This is a genomic window from Streptomyces sp. NPDC033174 (assembly GCF_055577795.1).
On sequence record NZ_JBVIPQ010000002.1, the window covers coordinates 29853 to 49330 of the forward strand.

Below are 19478 nucleotides of genomic sequence, written 5' to 3' on the forward strand. Positions count from 1 at the left end.
GGGTCCTCTCAGTGCGTCACTTGGGCAGCTCTACGGAGACGACGACGCCCTTGTCGTAGACGATGTGGGCGATCCCGCCGATCGGCAGCACCTCGGGTGCGCGCACCCTGCGCGCGAAGGTGTCGCCGAACACGGGGTCGAAACCCTCGCCCGCGCGGGGGCCGGGCGCGCCGGGTACGGGGACGGTCCGCAGCCCGGCGGGCGTGCCGTCCTTGCCGAGCCGCGCGGCGTAGAGCGCGGAGAAGTCGGCGTACACCACCTGGTCACCGGCGAGCAGCGGAGTGGACCAGCCCTGCTCCAGCCCGGCGGGGGTGGCCTTCGCCGGGTACTGCCCGAGCCTCCTGCCGTCCCGGGGGGCGTGGAACCGCAGGCCGCCGTCGAAGGTGATGAGCGTGTTCGGTCCGACGACGTCGGGGCGCAGCTTCTCCACGGGCGCGGGCAGGTCCTTCTTCGACGCGAGCGTGACGGAGTCGAGCACCCGGAGCCGCTCCTGCCCGTCCCGGCTGTAGGAGACGTCCGTGCAGTACGACAGGGCGCCGAGGACCTTCAGCTCCGCGCACGCCTCGGCGTCCTGCCCGACCTGGCCGCGCAGGGCGCCGGTCTTCGCGTCGTAGGCGACGAGACCGCCGTCGCTCAGCGCGAACACCTGGTGCCGGGCGAAGGCCACCGGCTCGAAGGACCGCTTGTCGGAGTTGGGGATCACCGCGTTGGTCAGGGCCTTCGTCCACAGCGGCGTGCCGTCGGCAAGGGAGAACGCGGTCATGCCGACCTGTTCGGAGTCCGTCTCCCCCGCCGTCCTCGTCGCCGCGAACACGACCCCGTCGCCGACGAGCGGCCGGGTGCCCAGGCCCTGGGAGCCCCAGGCTTCCTTCTCCCAGCGGACCGTGCCCGTGCGCGCGTCGCGCACCTGCAGCCTGTCCCCGGAGACGAGGACGACGGCGGTGTCGTGGACGGCGGGGCGCGCCGTGCCGCCGGCGAGGAACACGGCGCCGGTGGGGCCGACGAAGCTCATGTTGTCCCGGGCGTCCTCGACGAGGTCCGCGCTCCACAGTGGCTTTCCGTTCGCGGTGTCCAGCGCTTCGTAGCGCCCGTCCGTCGTCCGGCACACCAGCACGGCCGTCCCGGCCGAGCAGCCGAGCGCGGGCGCCGTCAGCTTCGCCCGCCAGGGTTTCCAGCCCGCGGGGCGCTGGGACGCGCTCTGCGGGACGACCCCGGAGGAGTCGGCCAGGCCCCGGTCGTCGACGCCGGGCACCAGCGGCCCGGATGCGGGCGGGGCGGCCTTGGCCGGGGGTTGCTTCTTCGCGTCCTCCGGCCGCAGCAGTACGTACCCGAGCCCCGCGCCGCCCAGCACGGCGAGGGCCACCACGGCGGCCAGGAGGGCCCGGCGCCCGCGCCGGGGGCCGGGATCCGGCGCCGTGGCAGGGGCGGGCGGCATCGTCGGCAGCTGGTGTACCCCCGGAGCGGGAGCGGGGGCGACCGGCAGCAGCGGCGTCCCGGCCGCCGCCACCCGCGCCAGCTCGGCGCGGTACTCCCCGATGTGCTCCTGGACGCCGGCGGGCCAGGTCACTGCCCGCTCCCCGCCGAGCAGGGCGGCCAGCCGCTCGGGCGTGGGCCGCCGGCCCGGCTCGACGCTCAGGCAGGCGGCGAGGACGTCCCGCAGTCCGTCCTCGGCCGGGACCCGGCTCAGGTCCGCCTCGGCCTGCGAGACCCGGTACAGGACGGCCGCCACCGGCCCGTCCCCGAAGGGGTCCTCACCGGTCACCGCGTAACAGAGCAGGGAACCGAGGCAGAAGACGTCCGACGCCCCGACGACCCGGCGCGCCCCGGCGACGTGCTCGGGGGACATGAAGGCGGGCGTACCCATCATCATTCCGGTGGCCGTCATCGTCGTGGCGCCGTTGCCGCGGGCGATGCCGAAGTCGATCACCCGGGGGCCCGCCGCGTCCAGCATGACGTTTCCGGGTTTGAGGTCCCGGTGGAGCACCCCCGTGGTGTGCAGGTCGCCCAGCGCCCGGGCGAGGCCGGCGCCGAGCGCCCGTACGGTCCCGACGGGCAGGGGCCCGTGCCGGCGCACCGCCTGGGAGAGGCTGGGCCCGGGGATGTACGCGGTCGCGAGCCACGGCACCTCGGCGTCGGCGTCACCGCCGACGGGCGCGGCGGCGTAGACGCTGTCGACGACCCGGGCGACCTTGATCTCGCGGCGGAAGCGGTCGCGGAAGGCGGGATCGCCGGCCAGGTCGCGCCGCACGGTCTTCACGGCGGCGAAGGAGCCGCCCGGCTCCCGGGCCAGGAACACCTCGCCCATGCCGCCGGCGCCGAGCCGGGCCAGGACCTCGTACGGTCCGATCTGCCGTGGCGCCCCCTCGCGCAGCGGTCCCAGCACGCGCCCCATCCCCCTCAAGATCCACCGGTCCGCATCATCGCACGGGCGCCCGGGGGGAGTTGGCATGCGCGAGGGCCGGACCCCGAGGGGTCCGGCCCTTGCGGAAGAAGCGGAAGGAAGGGCCTCAGCCGGTGTAGGGCTTGGCGCCGAGGATCTTGACGGCGGCCTTTTTGCCGTTCGGCAGCTCGTACTCCGCGTCGTCACCGACCTTCTTGCCGCTCACGCCGACGCCGAGCGGCGACTGCGGGGAGTACGTCTCGATGTCGGCGCTCGCGTACTCGCGCGAGGCGAGCAGGAAGGTCATGGCGTCGTCCTCGTCGCCGTCGAAGGCGATGGTGACGACCATGCCGGGTCCGACCACGCCGTCGTCCGCGGGCGCCTCGCCCACCTTGGCGTGCTCCAGGAGCTGGGTCAGCTGGCGGACGCGGAGCTCCTGCTTGCCCTGCTCCTCCTTGGCCGCGTGGTACCCGCCGTTCTCGCGCAGGTCGCCCTCCTCGCGCGCTGCCGCGATCTTGGCGGCGATCTCGGTACGCGCGGGACCAGACAGGTACTCCAGCTCGGCCTTGAGCTGGTTGTACGCCTCCTGGGTGAGCCAGGTGACGTTCTCACTGGTCTGGGTCACAGGTGCTCCTCGTAGGTACTGGATATACAAAGCATCGCCCTACCCAGAAGGATGTGCCTTCCTGGATGGGCGAAACCACGAGCCTAACAATTCCGCGGGCAAAGGGGGAGGACAAAACCCCCGTGATTATCGTCTCCGCAGGTCAGCGGGGTGGCGCGCCCCGCTTCAGTCGGCGGTGCAGCCCACCAGCTCGGCGCTGGTCGCCCTCGCGGTCGTCCGGACGGTGATCACCTGGTCGATGCGGTCGGCGGACTGCTCGAAGCGGGCGTCCTTGCGGCCGACCTCGCTGCCGCTCTCGGACCGGGAGCGCAGGGTGCAGGAACCCTTGACGTGCTTGTCCTTGCGCACCTCCAGGTGCACCCGCACCTCGGTGTCGCTCACCACGTCGAACTTGATCATCTCGGCGCTGATCTTGTTGTCGACGACGTAGTACCAGCCGAACCAGCCCATCAGCGCCAGGAACAGAGCGCCGAGCACCATGCCGGCGATCATGAGTTTGCGGTCGGCGCGCTCGTCCGCCGAGCGGCCGTAGCGGCCCTCGGGCAGCCCCTCGCGCACCGCGCTCATGCTCTTTCCTCTCGTCGTAAGGGCAGGGAATTTTCCGCCCCCCGATTCCGTCACTATAGAAGCCGCCCGACGCGACGAATCACTGAGGATCGAGTCTTGACTGAGCAGCTGCGACTGATGGCCGTTCACGCCCACCCCGACGACGAGTCGAGCAAGGGCGCGGCCACGATGGCCAAGTATGTGTCCGAGGGGGTGGACGTGCTGGTCGTCACCTGCACGGGAGGCGAGCGCGGCTCCATCCTCAACCCCAAGCTCCAGGGCGACGCGTACATCGAGGAGAACATCCACGAGGTGCGCAGGAAGGAGATGGACGAGGCCCGCGCGATCCTGGGCGTCAAGCAGGAGTGGCTCGGCTTCGTCGACTCCGGCCTCCCCGAGGGCGACCCGCTGCCCCCGCTGCCCGAGGGCTGCTTCGCCCTGGAGGACATCGACAAGGCGTCGGGCGAGCTGGTCCGGAAGATCCGCGCCTTCCGCCCGCAGGTCATCACGACCTACGACGAGAACGGCGGGTACCCGCACCCCGACCACATCATGACCCACAAGATCACGATGGTGGCCTTCGAGGGCGCGATGGACCCCGAGAAGTACCCGGAGCAGGAGTTCGGCCCGGTCTGGCAGCCGCTGAAGGTCTACTACAACCAGGGCTTCAACCGTCCGCGCACGGTCGCGCTGCACGAGGCGCTGCTCGAGCGCGGCATGGAGTCGCCCTACGGCGAGTGGCTGGAGCGCTGGAAGGAGTTCCAGCGCGCCGAGCGCACGCTGACCACGTCCGTTCCCTGCGCGGAGTTCTTCGAGACGCGGGACAAGGCCCTGATCGCCCACGCCACGCAGATCGACCCGGACGGCGGCTGGTTCCGCGTGCCGATGGAGATCCAGAAGGAGGTCTGGCCCACGGAGGAGTACGAGCTCGTCAAGTCCCTGGTCGATACCTCCCTCCCCGAGAGCGACCTCTTCGCGGGCATCCGCGACAATGCCTGACATGAGCGCACACGTGGCACTGACCCAGCTCGCCCCGCTGGCCAAGGAGCTCGACGAGAACAAGGTGACCCCCGGGATCCTCGGTTTCGTCGTCTTCGCGGTGATGGCGGTGGGCGTCTGGCTGCTGATGAAGTCGATGAACCGCCACATGGGCAGGGTCACCTTCGAGGAGGCCCCCGACCCGTCGGCCCCGGCCGCGAAGACCGGAGAGCCGGCCGCCCGGAAGTAGCGGCACCGCGCCGCCCGGCTCCATGACGTCCCGCGTCATGGAGCCATGGCGTATGCCCCGGAACGCCTCGTGGGGCGCCGGTAGTACTCTGCCTGTAGTGGTAGGAGGCCGAGCACTTACGGCAGGAGTGGTCCCATGGCCCGCAGGAACGCCGAGCGGCGCGCGGCCCTCGTCGACGCCGCCATCGAGGTACTGGCCAGGGAGGGCGCCCGGGGCCTGACCTTCCGGGCCGTCGACACCGAGGCCGGCGTCCCCACCGGAACGGCGTCCAACTACTTCGCCAACCGTGACGAGCTGCTCACCCAGGCGGGAGCCCGGGTCTACGAACGGCTCCAGCCCGACGAGGCGACCATCGCCCGGCAGCGGGCGAGCGGGCCGGACCGGGAGAGGTACGCGCTGCTGATGCGCGAGCTCGTCGGCCGCGTCAGCGGCTTCCGGACCGGCTATCTGGCGCTGCTCGAACTGCGCCTGGAGGCCACCCGCCGCCCGGAGCTCAGGAAGGTCCTGACCGAGCGGGTCCGCACCGACCTCGAGGCCAATGTGACCTACCACGAGGGCTCGGGCCTGCCCGGTGACGCGACCGCCGTCCGGCTGCTGTACCTGGCGCTGAACTGGCTCATCGTCGAACAGCTCACCCTGCCGGACGTCTTGTCCGAGGCCGAGCGCGATCAGCTCGTCACGGCCGCGGTCGAACGGATCGTCACGACGTCCTGACCCCCGTCACGACGTCCTGAGCCCCGTCACGACGCCCTGCCCGGCTCCGCCCCCACCGGGACGCCCATCACCTCCCGCGCGTGCCGGTTCGGGAACATCCCCAGCTGCCAGGCCTGCCATCCGGCCTCCAGCCGCACACCCCGCTCCAGGACGAGCGCGTACGCCTCCGCGCAGTCCTCCAGTCGGCCGTCCCGGGTCGGGTGCGACTCCTCACGCAGACGGGCCAGTTCCTCCTCGGCCACCACCGTGCCGACCTCCACGCCGCCCGGGGAGGCGTACGGCAGCAGGGTGCAGCGCAGGAAGCGGGCCCAGTCCGCGCCCCGCCGGTCGTCGTACGAGAGGAAGAGGTCCACCGCCTCGTCGCACAGCTCCAGGGCCTGGGGCGCCTTGTTGTTGCCGGCGTCGACGACGGCCAGCTCCAGACAGGTCCAGGCCTCGCCGTGGGCCACCCCGATGCGGTGGAAGTCGGCGCGGGCGTCGACCAGGAGCTGGCGGGCGAACCCGGAGTTGCGCAGGTTCCCGGTCTGGGCGGCGCGCTGGTCGCGGGTGACCCGTCCCGAGTGGTGCCGGGCGCAGGCCAGCCCGTACACGTCCCGCATCCGGGAGAACATCGCGCGCGCCCGCTCCAGCTCCCGTACCGCCTCGTCCCGCTCGCCGCGCTCCTCCAGCGCCTGGCCCAGGTAGTAGAGCGTCCAGGCCTCGCCGCGCGCGTCCTCGTTGTCGCGGTGCCGCGCCAGCGCGCCGGTGAGCTCCTCGACGGCCGCGGCCGGGTCGCCGGCCACCAGCCGGGCCCGCGCCAGCTGGGTCAGCGCCCAGGCCTCCCCGCGCCCGTCGCGGGTGCGGCCGTACTGCTCGAGGGCCTCGGTCAGCTCCGCCTCCGCGCGCACCACATCGCCCATCCGCAGACACACCTGGCCGAGCTGGAAGTGGGCCCACGCCTCGCCGTGCAGGGACTCGTTCTCCCGGTGCAGCGACAGCGCCGTGGCCAGCAGGGTCAGTGCCTCGGCGAGATTGGCCCGGTCCCGCTCGACGGCCGCCAGCGCGTGCAGCGTCCACGCACGGTCGGCGGCCAGGTCGTCGGGGGCCTGGAGCTCCAGAGCCTCCCGCAGCTTCGCCGCCGCCTCCTTGAGATTGCCCTGGTGGTGCAGGGTGATGCCGAGCGAGCACAGGGCCAGCGCCGCGCCCGCGTCCTGATGCGCCTCCTGGTAGAGCGACACAACCGAGGTCAGGGTCGTCCGCGCCTTGTCCAGCTCGCCGAGCTGACGGGCCGCGATGCCGGTGCGCCAGCGCACCGAGCGGACGAGCAGCCCCTGGTCGACCGCCTCGGTCAGCTCGTTGATCTCGCCGAGCCGGTAGAGGTCGCCGCGCAGCAGGCAGTAGTCGCAGAGCGCGCCCAGCAGGTTCAGTACGGTCTGCTGGTCGACGCCCTCGGCGTGGCGCAGGGCGGCCGTGATGAAGCTCGACTCGTCGTCCAGCCAGCGCAGCGCCGCGTCGAGCGAGGTGAAGCCGTGCCCGCCGAACTGCCCGGCCCTCGTGGACATCTTGCCGTCGACCATCCGGATCACCGCGTCGGCCAGCTCCGCGTAGTTCTGGATCAGCCGCTCCTGCGCGGCCGTGATCTCGCCGGCCTCCTCCTCGGCGGTCAGCCGGGCGGAGGCGAAGGACCGTACGGAGTCGTGCAGCCGGTAACGCTCACCGCGCACATGCTCCAGGAGCCCGGCCCGGGCCAGCTCGCGCAGCAGGGGCTGCGCCGCCTGCTCGTCGGGCAGGCCGAGGAGCGCCGCCGCGGCCGCCGCGCCGAGGGAGGCCCGGCCGGCCAGGGCCAGCCGGCGCAGCAGCCGCCGCGCGTCCTCGCCGAGACCGGTGGCGTACCGGAAGGACAGGGCCCGCTCGAGCTGGGGCCCCGGCCCGTCCAGCAGGCCGGCCAGCTCGGCCGTGGACCGGCCGGCGGGTGACGATCCGGCGGCCCGCAGCGCCAGCGGAAGCCCGCCGCACAACTCCCGGATCCGTTCGACCGCTTCGGAGTCGTAGGGGCCCTGGTCCGGCTCCTGGGCGACCGCCCGCAGCAGCTCCTCGGTCCCCGCCGCGTCCAGCCCCGGCACGGGAAGCTGGTGCACCCATGCCGGTACGTCCTCCCCGAGGTCGAGCGGCTCCCGCGAGGTCACCAGGACCAGGCTGTCGGAGCGCTCCGGGATGAGCGTGCGCACCTGCGAGGCGTCGTGCGCGTCGTCCAGGACCACGGTCACGGGCAGCCCGGTCAGCTGCTGGTGATACAACTCGCCGAGCCTGCGGACCTGTTGCTCGGCCGAGGACCGCTCCCGGAACAGCAGCTGCTCGCGCGGCGCGCCCAGCCGGTTCAGCAGGTGCAGCAGCGCCTCCCGGGTCGTCAGGGGCTTCTCGCCCGTGCTGCCGCCGCGCATGTCGACGACGCACGCGCCCCGGAACTGGTCCCGGAGCTGGTGCGCCGCCCGGACCGCCAGCGTGGTGCGCCCGGCGCCCGGCTCCCCGTGCAGCACCACGACCGTCGGCCTGGTCTGTGTCGACGCCCGCGCCGCGTGCACCCACTGGGCGATCTGCGCCAGCTCCTGGCGGCGGCCGGCGAACGGCCCGCCCGGGTCCGGCAGATGACTGAAGGACTGCTCCAGCACATTGCGCCTGCGGGCCGCCGCGCTCTTGTCGCCGCCGCGCAGCTGCGGCACCTTCGGCGCGGGCTTCTTCGCGGCGAGCAGCATCCGCTGCTGGTCGAGGAAGGGACGGACGCCCCGCACGTCCAGAGCCGTCAGCCACTGCAGCCGCAGCTGCTCGGGGCCGCCCGGCTGGCCGAGCGCCCCCGCCCTGCGGTGGGCGGCCGGCCAGTGCGACGCGGTCACCTTGACGACGGTGGCGGCGGCCCCGGCCACCGCGACGACCGCCCCGGCGCCCAGCGCGACGCCGGTCGCCGTGCCCAGCGCGACATCGGCGCCGATCGCGGCGACCGCGGCAACCGCCGTGACCAGAGCGGGTGTTCCCACCGACTGCTTGCTGAACCGCTCGGCCAGCGATCGCTCCCCGGCCTCCGCCTCCTCGAGGGCGTGCAGATACGCCTCGTACTCCTCGGCCGCGCTCGCCGCCATGCCGTCCAGCGCTGCCCGGCCGCGCGCCAGCAGCACCGCGGAGTCCGAGCGGCCACCCGAGCGGCGCACCTCTTCCTCCACGGCCCGCACCAACAGCCGCTCGGCTTCCGCCCGGTGGCCGTCCCGCATATGTCCCCCTACGAGAGCTTCGAATCCGCTTCGGTCGCGGGACAAGTGTCCTGCGTGACGCGCGTCGGCGCGAGGGAGCGAGGCGATCAACCGGGATCAACGGGGGCTGCGGCAGGATGGGCCCATGCCGAACCGACTGGCCCATGAGACGTCCCCGTACCTCCTCCAGCACGCCGACAACCCGGTCGACTGGTGGCCCTGGTCGGCCGAGGCGTTCGAGGAGGCGCGCCGCCGCAACGTCCCCGTACTGCTCAGCGTCGGCTACAGCAGCTGCCACTGGTGCCATGTGATGGCCCACGAGTCCTTCGAGGACGACGCCACCGCGGCCTATGTCAACGAGCACTACGTCGCGGTGAAGGTCGACCGCGAGGAGCGCCCCGACGTGGACGCCGTCTACATGGAGGCCGTGCAGGCGGCGACCGGGCAGGGCGGCTGGCCCATGACGGTCTTCCTGACCCCGGACGCCGAGCCCTTCTACTTCGGTACGTACTTCCCGCCCGAGTCCCGGCACGGGATGCCCTCCTTCGCCCAGGTCCTGGAGGGCGTCTCGACCGCCTGGGCCGACCGCCGCGACGAGGTCGGCGAGGTGGCCGGGAACATTGTCCGCGATCTGGCCGGCCGCTCGCTGTCGTACGGCGGCCAGGGCGTGCCGGGCGAGGAGGACCTGGCGCAGGCGCTGCTCGGGCTGACCAGGGACTACGACGCCCAGCGCGGCGGCTTCGGGGGCGCCCCCAAGTTCCCGCCGTCGATGACGGTGGAGTTCCTGCTGCGCCACTACGCCCGCACCGGCTCCGAGGGCGCGCTCCAGATGGCCGCCGACACCTGCGAGGCGATGGCCCGGGGCGGCATCTACGACCAGCTCGGCGGAGGCTTCGCCCGCTACTCGGTCGACCGCGAATGGGTCGTGCCCCACTTCGAGAAGATGCTGTACGACAACGCCCTGCTGTGCCGCGTCTACGCCCACCTCTGGCGGGCCACCGGCAGCGATCTGGCCCGTCGGGTCGCCCTGGAGACCGCCGACTTCATGGTCCGCGAACTGCGCACCGCCGAGGGCGGCTTCGCCTCCGCGCTGGACGCGGACAGCGAGGACGCGAGCGGCAAGCACGTCGAGGGGGCGTACTACGTGTGGACCCCGGAGCAGCTCGCCGAGGTCCTCGGCGGGGAGGACGCCCGGTACGCCGCCCCGTACTTCGGCGTGACCGAGGAGGGCACCTTCGAAGAGGGCGCGTCCGTCCTCCAGCTGCCACAGGACGAGGGCGTCGCGGACGCCGAGCGGATCGCCTCGATCAAGGCGCGGCTGGTGGCGGCTCGCGACCGCCGCCCGCGCCCCGGCCGCGACGACAAGATCGTCGCCGCCTGGAACGGCCTCGCCATCGCCGCGCTCGCCGAGACCGGCGCGTACTTCGACCGCCCCGACCTGGTCGAGCGCGCGACGGAGGCCGCCGATCTGCTGGTACGGCTCCACATGGACGCCGGCGCGCGCCTCGCCCGTACCTCGAAGGACGGTACGGTGGGCGCGAACGCCGGAGTGCTGGAGGACTACGCCGATGTCGCCGAAGGCTTCCTCGCGCTGGCCGGGGTCACGGGCGAGGGCGTCTGGCTGGAGTTCGCCGGCTTCCTGACGGACATCGTCCTGGACCAGTTCGTCGCCGAGGGCGGGGCGCTGTACGACACCGCGCACGACGCCGAGACGCTGATCCGCCGTCCCCAGGACCCCACCGACAGTGCCACCCCCTCCGGGTGGACGGCGGCCGCCGGCGCGCTTCTCTCGTACGCCGCGCACACCGGGTCCGAGGCCCACCGCGCCGCCGCCGAGGGAGCGCTCGGTGTGGTCAAGGCGCTGGGCCCGCGCGCGCCCCGCTTCATCGGCTGGGGGCTCGCCGTGGCCGAGGCGCTCCTCGACGGTCCGCGCGAGATCGCGGTGGCCGGCGCGCCGGGGGACGCGTCCGCGCGGGAGCTGCACCGCACCGCCCTGCTCGGCACCGCGCCGGGCGCGGTCGTCGCCTTCGGCGAGCCGGACAGCGAGGAGTTCCCGTTGCTGAGGGACCGTCCGCTGGTGAACGGGGCGCCGGCCGCGTACGTCTGCCGCCACTTCACCTGTGACGCGCCGACGACCGACCCCGCCGTACTGGCACGGCAGCTCTCCGTTCCTCTTTCCTGAATACGACGCCGCCGTATGAAGTAATTAAATGAAGTCAATAGGGTGAATGCCCTCGGTCCTGTGTCGGTCGGTTTCCTTTTTCTGGCATGGTCGTGGAAATGTGCAGCGGAGGCGCGGGTCGAAACGACCCGAGATTCACGAAATCCGTGAAACTTCTTCCGCCGCGGAAAGGAACCAGCCGAAATGCTGTGTAAGAAGGCTGCGGTCGCCGTTGCCGGACTCGTCATGGCCCTTGGCGGCGCCGCTCCCGCCATGGCGGACTCGGGTGCCTTCGGCGTGGCCAGTGGAAACGATGGCATCCTGACCGGGAACGTCGTTCAGGTGCCGATCCACGCGCCGATCTGCGTCAGTGGCAACTCCGTCAACTTCATCGGGCTGCTGAACCCGGCGATCGGGAACCGCTGCAAGATCAAGGACTGACGCCACCGCGCCCCCAGGGACGCAACGCACGGGGCCGGCCCCGGAACAGCTCGTCTGTTCCGGGGCCGGCCTTTTTCTGTGCCCCAAGTGGGCGATGAAAGCCCCCAATGGGCTACGCAAAGCTCCGGCCGAGTTCCCGAACGGCTCATTAGGAATACTTTTGGGCCGTGTGATCAACGGATCTCGCCGTCCCGCGAAGGAGCTGACATGCGCTACCGACCTGGCAGATCAACACGTGTGTGGCTGGGGGTGTTCACCGCGGGTCTCCTCGCCTCCGCCCATGTCGCGTCTTCTCCCGGGCACGCCGCCGAGTCGGCCGCGGCGCGGGACCCCGGCCCGCCTCCGACCGGTGCGCTCGGCGCCTATCTCGACTACGGCCCCGAGGGCGTCACGCGCATGGCGCGGCTGGAGAAATGGCTCGGCGGGACGGAACTCCGGGTCGGTCACACCTACCTGCCCGGCGATGTGTGGTCCAACATCGAGGGCGCCCCGCGTTTCCTGGAGAGCTGGGCGCAATGGCGCAACGCGCGGGACGACCGGCTCTTCGTACTGAACGTTCCCATGCTGGAACGCAACGAGGGCCACCTGCCGGACTCCGAGGTGCACCGGCAGCTGCGGCGCGGCGCCCAGGGCGAGTTCGACGGCCACTTCCGGACGCTGGCCGAACGGCTCGTCGATCTGAAGGCGGCCGACACCGTCATCGTCCTCGGCTGGGAGATGAACGGAATCACCTACAGCCACCGCTGCGCTCCCGACCCGGAGGCGTGGAAGCAGTACTGGAAACGCATCGTCACCGCCATGCGCGCCGTCCCCGGTCAGAAGTTCCGATTCGACTTCACACCGAGCCGGGGAAGGGACGCCGTCCCGTGGACGGAGTGCTATCCGGGCGACGACGTCGTCGACATCGTCGGAATGGATTCCTACGACCAGCCGAACGGAATGTCTTTCGACGGACATGTGAGCGAGCCTTATGGGCTGCGCAAGCATGTGGATTTCGCGAAGGAACACGGAAAGGAGATCTCGTACCCCGAGTGGGGTCTCTTCCGGAACGGTGACAATCAGGAGTACATGCGGCGCATGCTCGAATGGATGGACGAGCACAAGCCGCTCTATCACACGATCACCGACTACTGCCCGCACGGCGTCTGGCAGTGCGACGAGAACCCCAAGTCCTCCAAGGTGTTCCGTGCGCTGCTCTTCGGCCGCACGCCGGCGCCGGTCCCGAGCGTTCCGGTCCCGAGCGTTCCAGTCCCGACCGTGCCCGTCCCGACGGACCCGGTGCCCGAGCCGAAGCCGACGACACCTCCCGAGCCGGCGGCGACGCCCACTCCCTCGCCCCGGCCGACGCCCAAGCCGTCGGGCACCCACGACTGCATGCCCGTCGACCTCGGTCCCTGGGTCGAGCAGTGGATCGGCGGCAAGGCCTGCGTGCGCCTCGACTGGTGGGAGAGCCGGCGCTCCTGACGCCGGCACACATCCGCGGCGGCGGAGGAGCTCACTTTCCTCCGCCGCCGCGCAGCCTCCGTACCCACGCCCGGTCCCGGAGCCGGTCCGCCGCCCAGCTCCGGGCCTGCGCGAACGCCGCCCGCACCGCCAGGACCGGGGCCAGACGGGCCCGGGCGAGCAGCAGCCGCCGGTTGCCCACCGCCTCGGGACGCCAGTGCTGTTTGTACGGCTCGCTGCCGCGCAACAGGCTCAGCGTGGCGCGCCCGTCCGCGCAGGTCTCCCGCAACCCGTTGCGCAGCAGCATCGTCGCCACGTCCACCTTCCGGGCACGGAGCACGGGATCGGCGCCGTACAGATAGCCGCCCGCCAGCCGCGGTGACATGAGGGTGAGGTCCGCTGCGACCACCTCGCCGGCCATGCGGAACTCCGTGACCCTCGCGTGCCCCGACTCCACCATCGGCCGTACGGCCCTGGTCAGATGCTCGGAGAACCGTTCGCGGGTGTGCTCGGCGTTCACGGCCCGCCCCTGCCACTGCAGCCGGTGGAGGTCGAGGAGGCGGGTGAGCGCGGCGGGGACGTCCGGGCCCGGCACGACGCGCTCGTCGATGCCGAGCGCGTCGAGCTTGCGCAGCTTGGCCCGGGTCCGCTGGGCCTTCTGCGACGGAAGCCGTGCCAGGAGCGTGTCCATCGGGAGCGCGGGCAGTTCCAGGCAGACCGAGTCCGCGAGACGCCACCGCGGGCCGCGCCAGTGGGCGTGGATCCGCTCGGCGGAGGCCCCCGGCCGTACCTCCCGCAGATCGATGACGGCGTTCCGCGCGACGTCCGCGAGCGCCTCGGCGAGCACGGGCGCCGCGTCGGGACAGTGGTCGTCGAGCAGCACATCGGTGAAGTCGCTGATGGCACCGCCCAGTTGGGTCAGTACGGGCAGTGCACCGGGGGCCCGCATCAGCGGGGCGGCCGCGATCAGGGCCCCGTCACGGCGGACCAGGACGACCCGCAGCGCGCCGGGCCTCCCGTACGACAGCCACCACGAGTACAGCCAGGCATGGCTCTGGAACGGCGTGGCCGTCGAGCATCTTCCGCACAGGCGGGTCCACTCGTCGGCCAGCCGGCCGAACTCGGCGCTGTCCCGGCAGACGGTCACCACGTGGTCGTGCCCCACTCTCACACCGCCTCCGGCTGGGGGGTGGCGGTCGGCGCGTCCCGATTCTCCGCCGGACCCGGGACCGTCGCCCGCACCGCCGCCGTCTCCTGGTCCCGCCGGCCCCGGGGGCGTACGAGCAGGGCGAAGCCGCCGAGCAGCCCGCCCGCGCAGCCGCCGACCAGCGCCGAGAGCGGCGCGGACGGCGACACCGGGCGGGTGGGCTCGGCGGCGCGGGAGAACTGCAGCACCTTCACCCCCGTACTGGGCTGAACATGGGCGCCGTTGACGACCAGCGCCCGGGCCACGCCGTCGGCCATCGCGACCGCGGTGGAGGGGCGCGACGACCGGGCGGTGAGGGAGATCATCGGGGCGTCGGGGGAGGTGGCGGCCTGCACACCGGCGCGCAGGGTGGCGGCCGAGACCCCTGCCCAGACCTGCGCGTCGCCGGTGACGGCGATGTCCGTGGCCACGCGGCCGTACGCGGTGGCGAAGCCGAGCGCGGCCGCGGGGTCCGACTTCTCGGCGGGCACGACGACCACATAGCTCGTCGCCGCGTACTCGGGCGTCTTGAGCAGCCCGTAGCCACCGCCGGCGACCACGCCGAGCAGGGCCGATCCCGGCAGGACCCACCATCGGCGCGTGCGCCAGGTCCTGACGGTGGACAGCAACTGGTTCATGAGCAACTCATCTCGGGGTAAGGGGTGCGCCGTGGACGGCGTTCTCGTACAGGGACATCAACTGCTGTGCGCTGCGGGCGATGTCGTAGCGGTGCGCGGCCGCGGGCTGGGGCAGCCGGGCGAGCCCGGCGCGGCGGATGCCTCGCAGGGCGGAGATCAGTTCGGGGACGGACTCGTTGATCCGGCGTGCGCCGGGGGTGGCGTCCGGCGGGAGGTCGTCGATGGCCGGGCAGGCGACGTACAGCACCGGCAGCCCGGTGGCCAGGGCCTCGACGATCGCCAGGCCGAACGCCTCGTCGGGGGAGGTGGAGACGAAGACGTCCATCGCGGCGAGCAGCGACGGCAGGTCGGGGGAGTCCGTGGTGCCCCCGGCGGGCGGGGGGTCCTCGCAGGCGCCGGTGAGATGGACCCGGTCCGCGGCCCGGTACTCCTGCGCCACCTTCAGCAGAGGCCGGCGCTGGTCGCCCTCGCCCACCAGCAGCAACCGGGCGCCGGGCAGCGACGCCACCGCCCGCACCAGCCGGTCGAAGCGCTTGCCCGCCGTGAGCCGACCCACCCCGCCGACGACGAAGGCGTCCTCCGGCAGGCCGAGGCGCCGCCGCGTCGCGCGCCGGGCCGCAGGGTCGAAGGCGAAGCGGCGGATCTCGATGCCGTTGGGAACGACATGGATGCGGGAGGGCCGCACGCCCCACTCCTCCAGGCGCCTCGCCACGGACGGGGAGACGGCGACCGTCGAGGTCCCCAGGCGCTCCCCGGTCAGATAGAGCGCGCGGGCGCCCGCGGTGAGCGGCCGGCCCTCGATCTGCGCCTCGCCGAGGGAGTGCTCGGTGGCGATGACCGTACGGACACCGGCGAGGCGGGCCGCGATCCGGCCGTAGAGGCAGGCCCGGTAGAGGTGGGTGTGGACCACGTCGTATCCGCCGCCCCTGATGAGGCGGACGAGCCCCGGCAGCACCCCCAGGTCGCGGTTGCCCGTCATGCCCAGATGGGTGACGGGCACGCCGTCGGCCTCGATGCCCCGGGCGACGGGACCCGGGTTGGTGAGGGTGACGACACTGCTCCGGGTCGGCAAGTGGCGCAGCAGGAGCCGCAGTTGCTGCTCGGCGCCACCGATGCCGAGCCCGGTGATGACGTGCAGGGCCTTCATGGGCCGACCCGGGCGCGGCGGGGCCTCGGAAGGTCCACGGGATGTCTGCGGCGCAGGGCGTGCAGACCCCGTTTGGCGTGCAGCCGCCAGGAGGTGTCCTGCTCGCCGATGTGGACGCGCGGGAGCGCGAACACCCCGGTGAGCGATCGCGGGTTGATCGCGCAGGCATAGCGGTAGCCCGCGTCCCGGACGGCGTTCATGGCCCGCGCGTCGACATCGCCGTATGGATAGCAGAAGCCCTCCGGCGCGGTGCCGGTGATCTCGTGGACCAGGTCCCTGCTCTGCTCGATCTCCCGCTGCAGGCCCAGGTCGTCCAGGGCGGGGAGGGAGGTGTGCAGCAGGCCGTGCGAGGCGACCTCCATCCCGGCGGCCGCGGCGGCGCGCATCCCGTCGCGGGTCAACAGCGGCTTGCGCGGTCCGCGTTCGTCCCAGGAGTTGACCTCGCCGAGCCTGCCGGGCAGGACGAAGACGGTGGCCGTGAACCCGTGGCGGCGCAGCAGTGGAACGGCGCTGCCGAGGAAGTCGGCGTAGCCGTCGTCGAAGGTCAGCCCGACCAGGTTGTCCGCCCCGCCCCGGGCGGTGGCGTCCAGCAGCTCCCGCACGGCGACCCCGCGCAAGCCCCGGTCGCTCAGCCAGTGCAGCTGCCGGGCGAAGGTGACCGGCGAGACGGTCACCTGGTACGGGTCATCCGAGGGGTCGGCGATCGAGTGGTACATCGCCACCCACAGGGGCGGCCTCGGCAGCAGACGCCGAGTCCCGCTCCGGGAGCGGGCGGGCGCCGTGGCGGCGGATGTGGCGGACATGCGGGAGCCTCCGTGCGGCGGAGCGGATCAGGGACGGGACCTCCGGCGCCCGGAAGACCCGGGCGAGGAGCGGAAACACGACGGTGACGACCAGACAGACGGCGGCCCCGGCGAGCGACGGCGCCTCGACGCGCGCGGCGCAGAGCCAGGCCGCTGCGCAGGCCCCGGCGGCGGCCGCGGCGAGCCTGGCGAGACCGGCGCACACCCGGCCGGTCCGCAGCGGGATGCCCTGCCTCGGCACGCCGTACAGCAGCAGCGCGGCGGTCAGAGTGATGCCGAGGGCGTTCGCGGCGGCGATCCCGGGCGCTCCCCAGAGGCGAACCCCGGCCGCGCCGGTGAGCGCGGTCGCGGCCAGACCGGTCAGCATGGCGACGACGGGGAACCACAAGGGGCGCGCGGCGGAGAAGTAGCAGCGTACGAGCGCGCCGACCAGGGTCTGTCCGAGCAGGCCGAGCGCGTAGAGCCGCATGACGGCCGCGGTGGCCGCCGTGTCCGCGCTGTCGAACGCGCCCCGCTGGAACAGCACGTCGACGATCTGCGGGGCGCCCGCGATCACCACCGCCGCGCCCATCAGGACGACCACGCCGGCCAGCAGCAGATCGCGCTCGACGCGGCGCCGGGCAAGGGCGGTGTCGCCGGCCGCCGCGGCGCGGGCCACCACCGGGAACGAGACCGTGCACAGCATCAGCGAGAGGACCATCGGCACCTGCGCGACCTTCTGCGCGTAGTTCAGGTGCGAGATCGCACCGGCGGCGAGCGGGGCGGCGAGGAAGCGCTCCACGAGCACCTGGGCCTGCCGGCTCACGGCGAAGACGATGACCGGCGCGACGAGGCCGAGCACGATCAGCCGCCCCTCGCGGCGGCCCGCCGCCTTCCTGAAGGCCGCACCCCGGACCCTCAACGCCGCGAGCAGGGAGGGGATCTGGATGAGCAGCATCAGCACGCCGCCGAAGGCGACTCCGGCCGCCGCGGCGCGTACGCCCCACTGCCGGCACATCAGCACGACCGTGGTGATGATCCCGGCGTTGTACACGGTGTAGATGGCCGCAGGGCCAAGGAACCGGCCGTGCGCGCGAAGGGCCGCGCTGCAGTACCCGGCCAGCGCGAAGCTGAGCACACAGGTCGCCGTCAGCCGGGTGCAGTCGACTGCCAGTCCCGGCGCCGCGAGCCCCGGGGCCAGCGCGCCCACCACCCACGGCGCCCCCGCCGCCACCAGCGCGGCGACCGCCCCCAGCCACAGCGTGATCCGGGGAAGGGTCGAACGCACCAACGCGTGGACCGGATCGAGCGGTTGGTTCTCGGCGCGGCGCGTCAGCGCGCGGCTGAACGCGGGCACCAGGATCAGCGCCATCGCGTCCTCGATCAGCAGCGTCGAGGCGAACTCCGGGACCGTCCAGGCGACCAGGAACGCGTCCGTGTCGGGTCCGGCACCGAAGTAGTGCGCGAGGATCTGGTCCCGTAGGAGACCCAGCAGCGCCCCGGCGGCGGTCAGCGCGGCCGTGACCAGCGCCGCCCGCGCGAGGAACGCGTTCGACGGGGACCAGCCGCGGCGGCGCCCGCCGCGCCCGGCCGGTGTGACCACCGCCGCGCGCGGCGCCGACTCCTGTACGTCAGGCACGGTCCGCCTCCACCCGCTCGCCGTCCGAGGCCAGCGCCCACCAGGCACAGAGCCCCAGCACGACCGCCGTGAGAACCGTGGAGGGGCCGCCGATGTCCGCGTACGCGAAGTCCACCAACTGCCACACCAGCAGCCCCACCGCCACCAGGGCGCAGTCCGCGCCGCGCCCGGCGCGCCGCGCGCCCGGCAGCCGCCGCAGCGCCCCGACCAGGAGCGCCGCCCAACTGCCCACCAGCAGCGCCGCCCCCACCAGGCCCTGCTCGCTGAGGACCAGCAGATACATGTTGTGCGGGGAGAGCAGCTCCTGGCGCTCGAAGGCCCGGCCCGCGCCCGCGGTGTCGCTGCCCGAGGAGAGTGCCAGCGAGGCGTGGCTGTCGCGGTACTGGGGGAAGCCCTTCAGCCCGACACCGGTGACGGGCTCGGCCCGCCACATCGCCCCGGCCGCCGCCCACATCGTGTACCGGTCGGTCACCGACCGGTCGGGCGCCTCGGTGACCTGCGTGATGCTGGCCGCCCGCTCCTTCACCAGCTGTGAGCCGATCCCGAGACCGCCGACCAGCACCACGGCGAGCGCCCCCACGGCGAGGGCGACCCGCACGGCCCGCCGCGCCCCGGAGAGCACCAGCTGCACCGCGCACGCCAGAACCGTCGCGATCCACGAACCGCGGCTGAACGACAGCACCAGCGGGACGAGCAGCAGCCCCGCGCACACCAGGGCGGGCACTCGGGCGGGCCCCGCCGTGCCCAGCCCGACACCGACCGCGATGACGATCCCGAACGCGACCACCGTCGCCATGCCCATCACGTCGGTCGGCCCGAAGGTCCCCACCGCGCGGATGTCCTCACCCATGTACGAGGCGCCCGTACCGGTCAGGTACTGCGCCACTCCGACCGCGCCCTGGACCAGGGCCAGCGCGACCAGGGACCAGGCCACCACGGCGAAGTCCCGCCGGTCGCGGACGGTCAGCACGACGGCGGCCGGCACCAGGACGAAGACCTGGACGTACCGGGCGACCCCCGGAAGGCTGGACGCCGGATCGTGCGAGGTGACCGCCGCGAGACAGATCCCGAACACCGGAAGTGCCAGCACCACCGCCGCCGTGCGGGACAGCGGCCGAGCCCGCTCCCGCAGGATCCGTACCAGGCACACCAGGACCAGGGCCCCCGAGGCCGCGTCGGCGACCGTTCCCGTACCGGACGAGCCGTCACCGGCCGGCGCGCTCAACAGCGCGACGACCGCCAGGACCGGCAGCAGCGGCCCCGTCGCACGGACCCGCTCCCACCGGAGCGCGCTTCGCGCCGGTACCGCGCAGATTCCCCCCGCCAT

Annotated in this window: 16 protein-coding genes; 6 read left to right on the forward strand and 10 right to left on the reverse strand. The window is 73.0% G+C overall.

The window, feature by feature from the left end; all coding sequences use genetic code 11:
- Positions 1 to 16: 16 nt before the first annotated feature.
- The 3 genes from ACZ5VC_RS06405 to ACZ5VC_RS06415 form a co-directional block, all read right to left on the reverse strand.
- Positions 17 to 2392, reverse strand: a complete 2376-nt coding sequence (locus tag ACZ5VC_RS06405; RefSeq protein WP_469118980.1) for a protein kinase domain-containing protein — start codon at positions 2390 to 2392, stop codon at positions 17 to 19.
- A 115-nt stretch (positions 2393 to 2507) separates the two neighbouring features.
- Positions 2508 to 3005: a transcription elongation factor GreA gene (gene greA / locus ACZ5VC_RS06410; RefSeq protein ID WP_468708003.1), complete on the reverse strand. Its 498-nt coding sequence runs from the start codon at positions 3003 to 3005 to the stop codon at positions 2508 to 2510.
- 165 nt (positions 3006 to 3170) lie between these two features.
- Positions 3171 to 3572 (reverse strand): DUF4307 domain-containing protein, encoded by a 402-nt coding sequence (locus ACZ5VC_RS06415; protein WP_469118981.1) that lies wholly within the window; start codon positions 3570 to 3572, stop codon positions 3171 to 3173.
- A gap of 96 nt (positions 3573 to 3668) precedes the next feature.
- On the opposite strand from ACZ5VC_RS06415, the gene mca reads away from it, so the two are divergent.
- The 3 genes from mca to ACZ5VC_RS06430 all read left to right on the forward strand — a co-directional run bounded on the left by mca (position 3669) and on the right by ACZ5VC_RS06430 (position 5493).
- Positions 3669 to 4550, forward strand: coding sequence for a mycothiol conjugate amidase Mca (mca, locus tag ACZ5VC_RS06420; protein WP_469118982.1), 882 nt, complete (start codon positions 3669 to 3671; stop codon positions 4548 to 4550).
- Entirely contained in the window at positions 4543 to 4779 is a 237-nt protein-coding gene (locus tag ACZ5VC_RS06425) for a hypothetical protein (RefSeq protein ID WP_469118983.1), read from the forward strand. The genes mca and ACZ5VC_RS06425 overlap by 8 nt, the downstream gene beginning before the upstream one ends.
- A gap of 135 nt (positions 4780 to 4914) precedes the next feature.
- Complete coding sequence (locus tag ACZ5VC_RS06430; protein ID WP_469118984.1) at positions 4915 to 5493, forward strand: TetR/AcrR family transcriptional regulator; 579 nt, start codon at positions 4915 to 4917, stop codon at positions 5491 to 5493.
- Positions 5494 to 5519: 26 nt separating this feature from the next.
- Here the strand turns inward: ACZ5VC_RS06430 and ACZ5VC_RS06435 are convergent, their stop codons facing one another.
- Complete coding sequence (locus tag ACZ5VC_RS06435; protein ID WP_469118985.1) at positions 5520 to 8735, reverse strand: tetratricopeptide repeat protein; 3216 nt, start codon at positions 8733 to 8735, stop codon at positions 5520 to 5522.
- Positions 8736 to 8859: 124 nt separating this feature from the next.
- Between ACZ5VC_RS06435 and ACZ5VC_RS06440 the strand changes: the two genes are divergently transcribed.
- The 3 genes from ACZ5VC_RS06440 (at position 8860) to ACZ5VC_RS06450 (ending at position 12780) form a co-directional block, all read left to right on the forward strand.
- A complete protein-coding gene (locus ACZ5VC_RS06440) occupies positions 8860 to 10896 on the forward strand; it encodes a thioredoxin domain-containing protein (RefSeq protein WP_469118986.1) in 2037 nt (678 codons plus the stop codon).
- 183 nt (positions 10897 to 11079) lie between these two features.
- A complete protein-coding gene (locus tag ACZ5VC_RS06445; protein WP_469118987.1) occupies positions 11080 to 11316 on the forward strand; it encodes a chaplin in 237 nt (78 codons plus the stop codon).
- A gap of 207 nt (positions 11317 to 11523) precedes the next feature.
- Entirely contained in the window at positions 11524 to 12780 is a 1257-nt protein-coding gene (locus ACZ5VC_RS06450) for a glycoside hydrolase family 26 protein (protein WP_469118988.1), read from the forward strand.
- Positions 12781 to 12811: 31 nt separating this feature from the next.
- Here the strand turns inward: ACZ5VC_RS06450 and ACZ5VC_RS06455 are convergent, their stop codons facing one another.
- Genes ACZ5VC_RS06455 through ACZ5VC_RS06480 form a run of 6 tightly spaced genes read right to left on the reverse strand, consistent with a single transcriptional unit; the run spans position 12812 to position 19478 of the window.
- A complete protein-coding gene (locus ACZ5VC_RS06455) occupies positions 12812 to 13924 on the reverse strand; it encodes a GNAT family N-acetyltransferase (RefSeq protein ID WP_469118989.1) in 1113 nt (370 codons plus the stop codon).
- A 2-nt stretch (positions 13925 to 13926) separates the two neighbouring features.
- Positions 13927 to 14583, reverse strand: coding sequence for a YveK family protein (locus ACZ5VC_RS06460; RefSeq protein ID WP_469118990.1), 657 nt, complete (start codon positions 14581 to 14583; stop codon positions 13927 to 13929).
- 7 nt (positions 14584 to 14590) lie between these two features.
- Positions 14591 to 15730 (reverse strand): glycosyltransferase, encoded by a 1140-nt coding sequence (locus ACZ5VC_RS06465; protein WP_469118991.1) that lies wholly within the window; start codon positions 15728 to 15730, stop codon positions 14591 to 14593.
- A complete protein-coding gene (locus ACZ5VC_RS06470) occupies positions 15727 to 16446 on the reverse strand; it encodes a polysaccharide deacetylase family protein (protein WP_469119577.1) in 720 nt (239 codons plus the stop codon). Before ACZ5VC_RS06470 ends, ACZ5VC_RS06465 begins: the two co-directional genes overlap by 4 nt.
- Positions 16415 to 18151: a murein biosynthesis integral membrane protein MurJ gene (murJ, locus tag ACZ5VC_RS06475; RefSeq protein WP_469118992.1), complete on the reverse strand. Its 1737-nt coding sequence runs from the start codon at positions 18149 to 18151 to the stop codon at positions 16415 to 16417. Before murJ ends, ACZ5VC_RS06470 begins: the two co-directional genes overlap by 32 nt.
- On the reverse strand, positions 18144 to 19478 hold the full coding sequence (locus ACZ5VC_RS06480) for an O-antigen ligase family protein (protein WP_469118993.1): 1335 nt from the start codon (positions 19476 to 19478) through the stop codon (positions 18144 to 18146). Before ACZ5VC_RS06480 ends, murJ begins: the two co-directional genes overlap by 8 nt.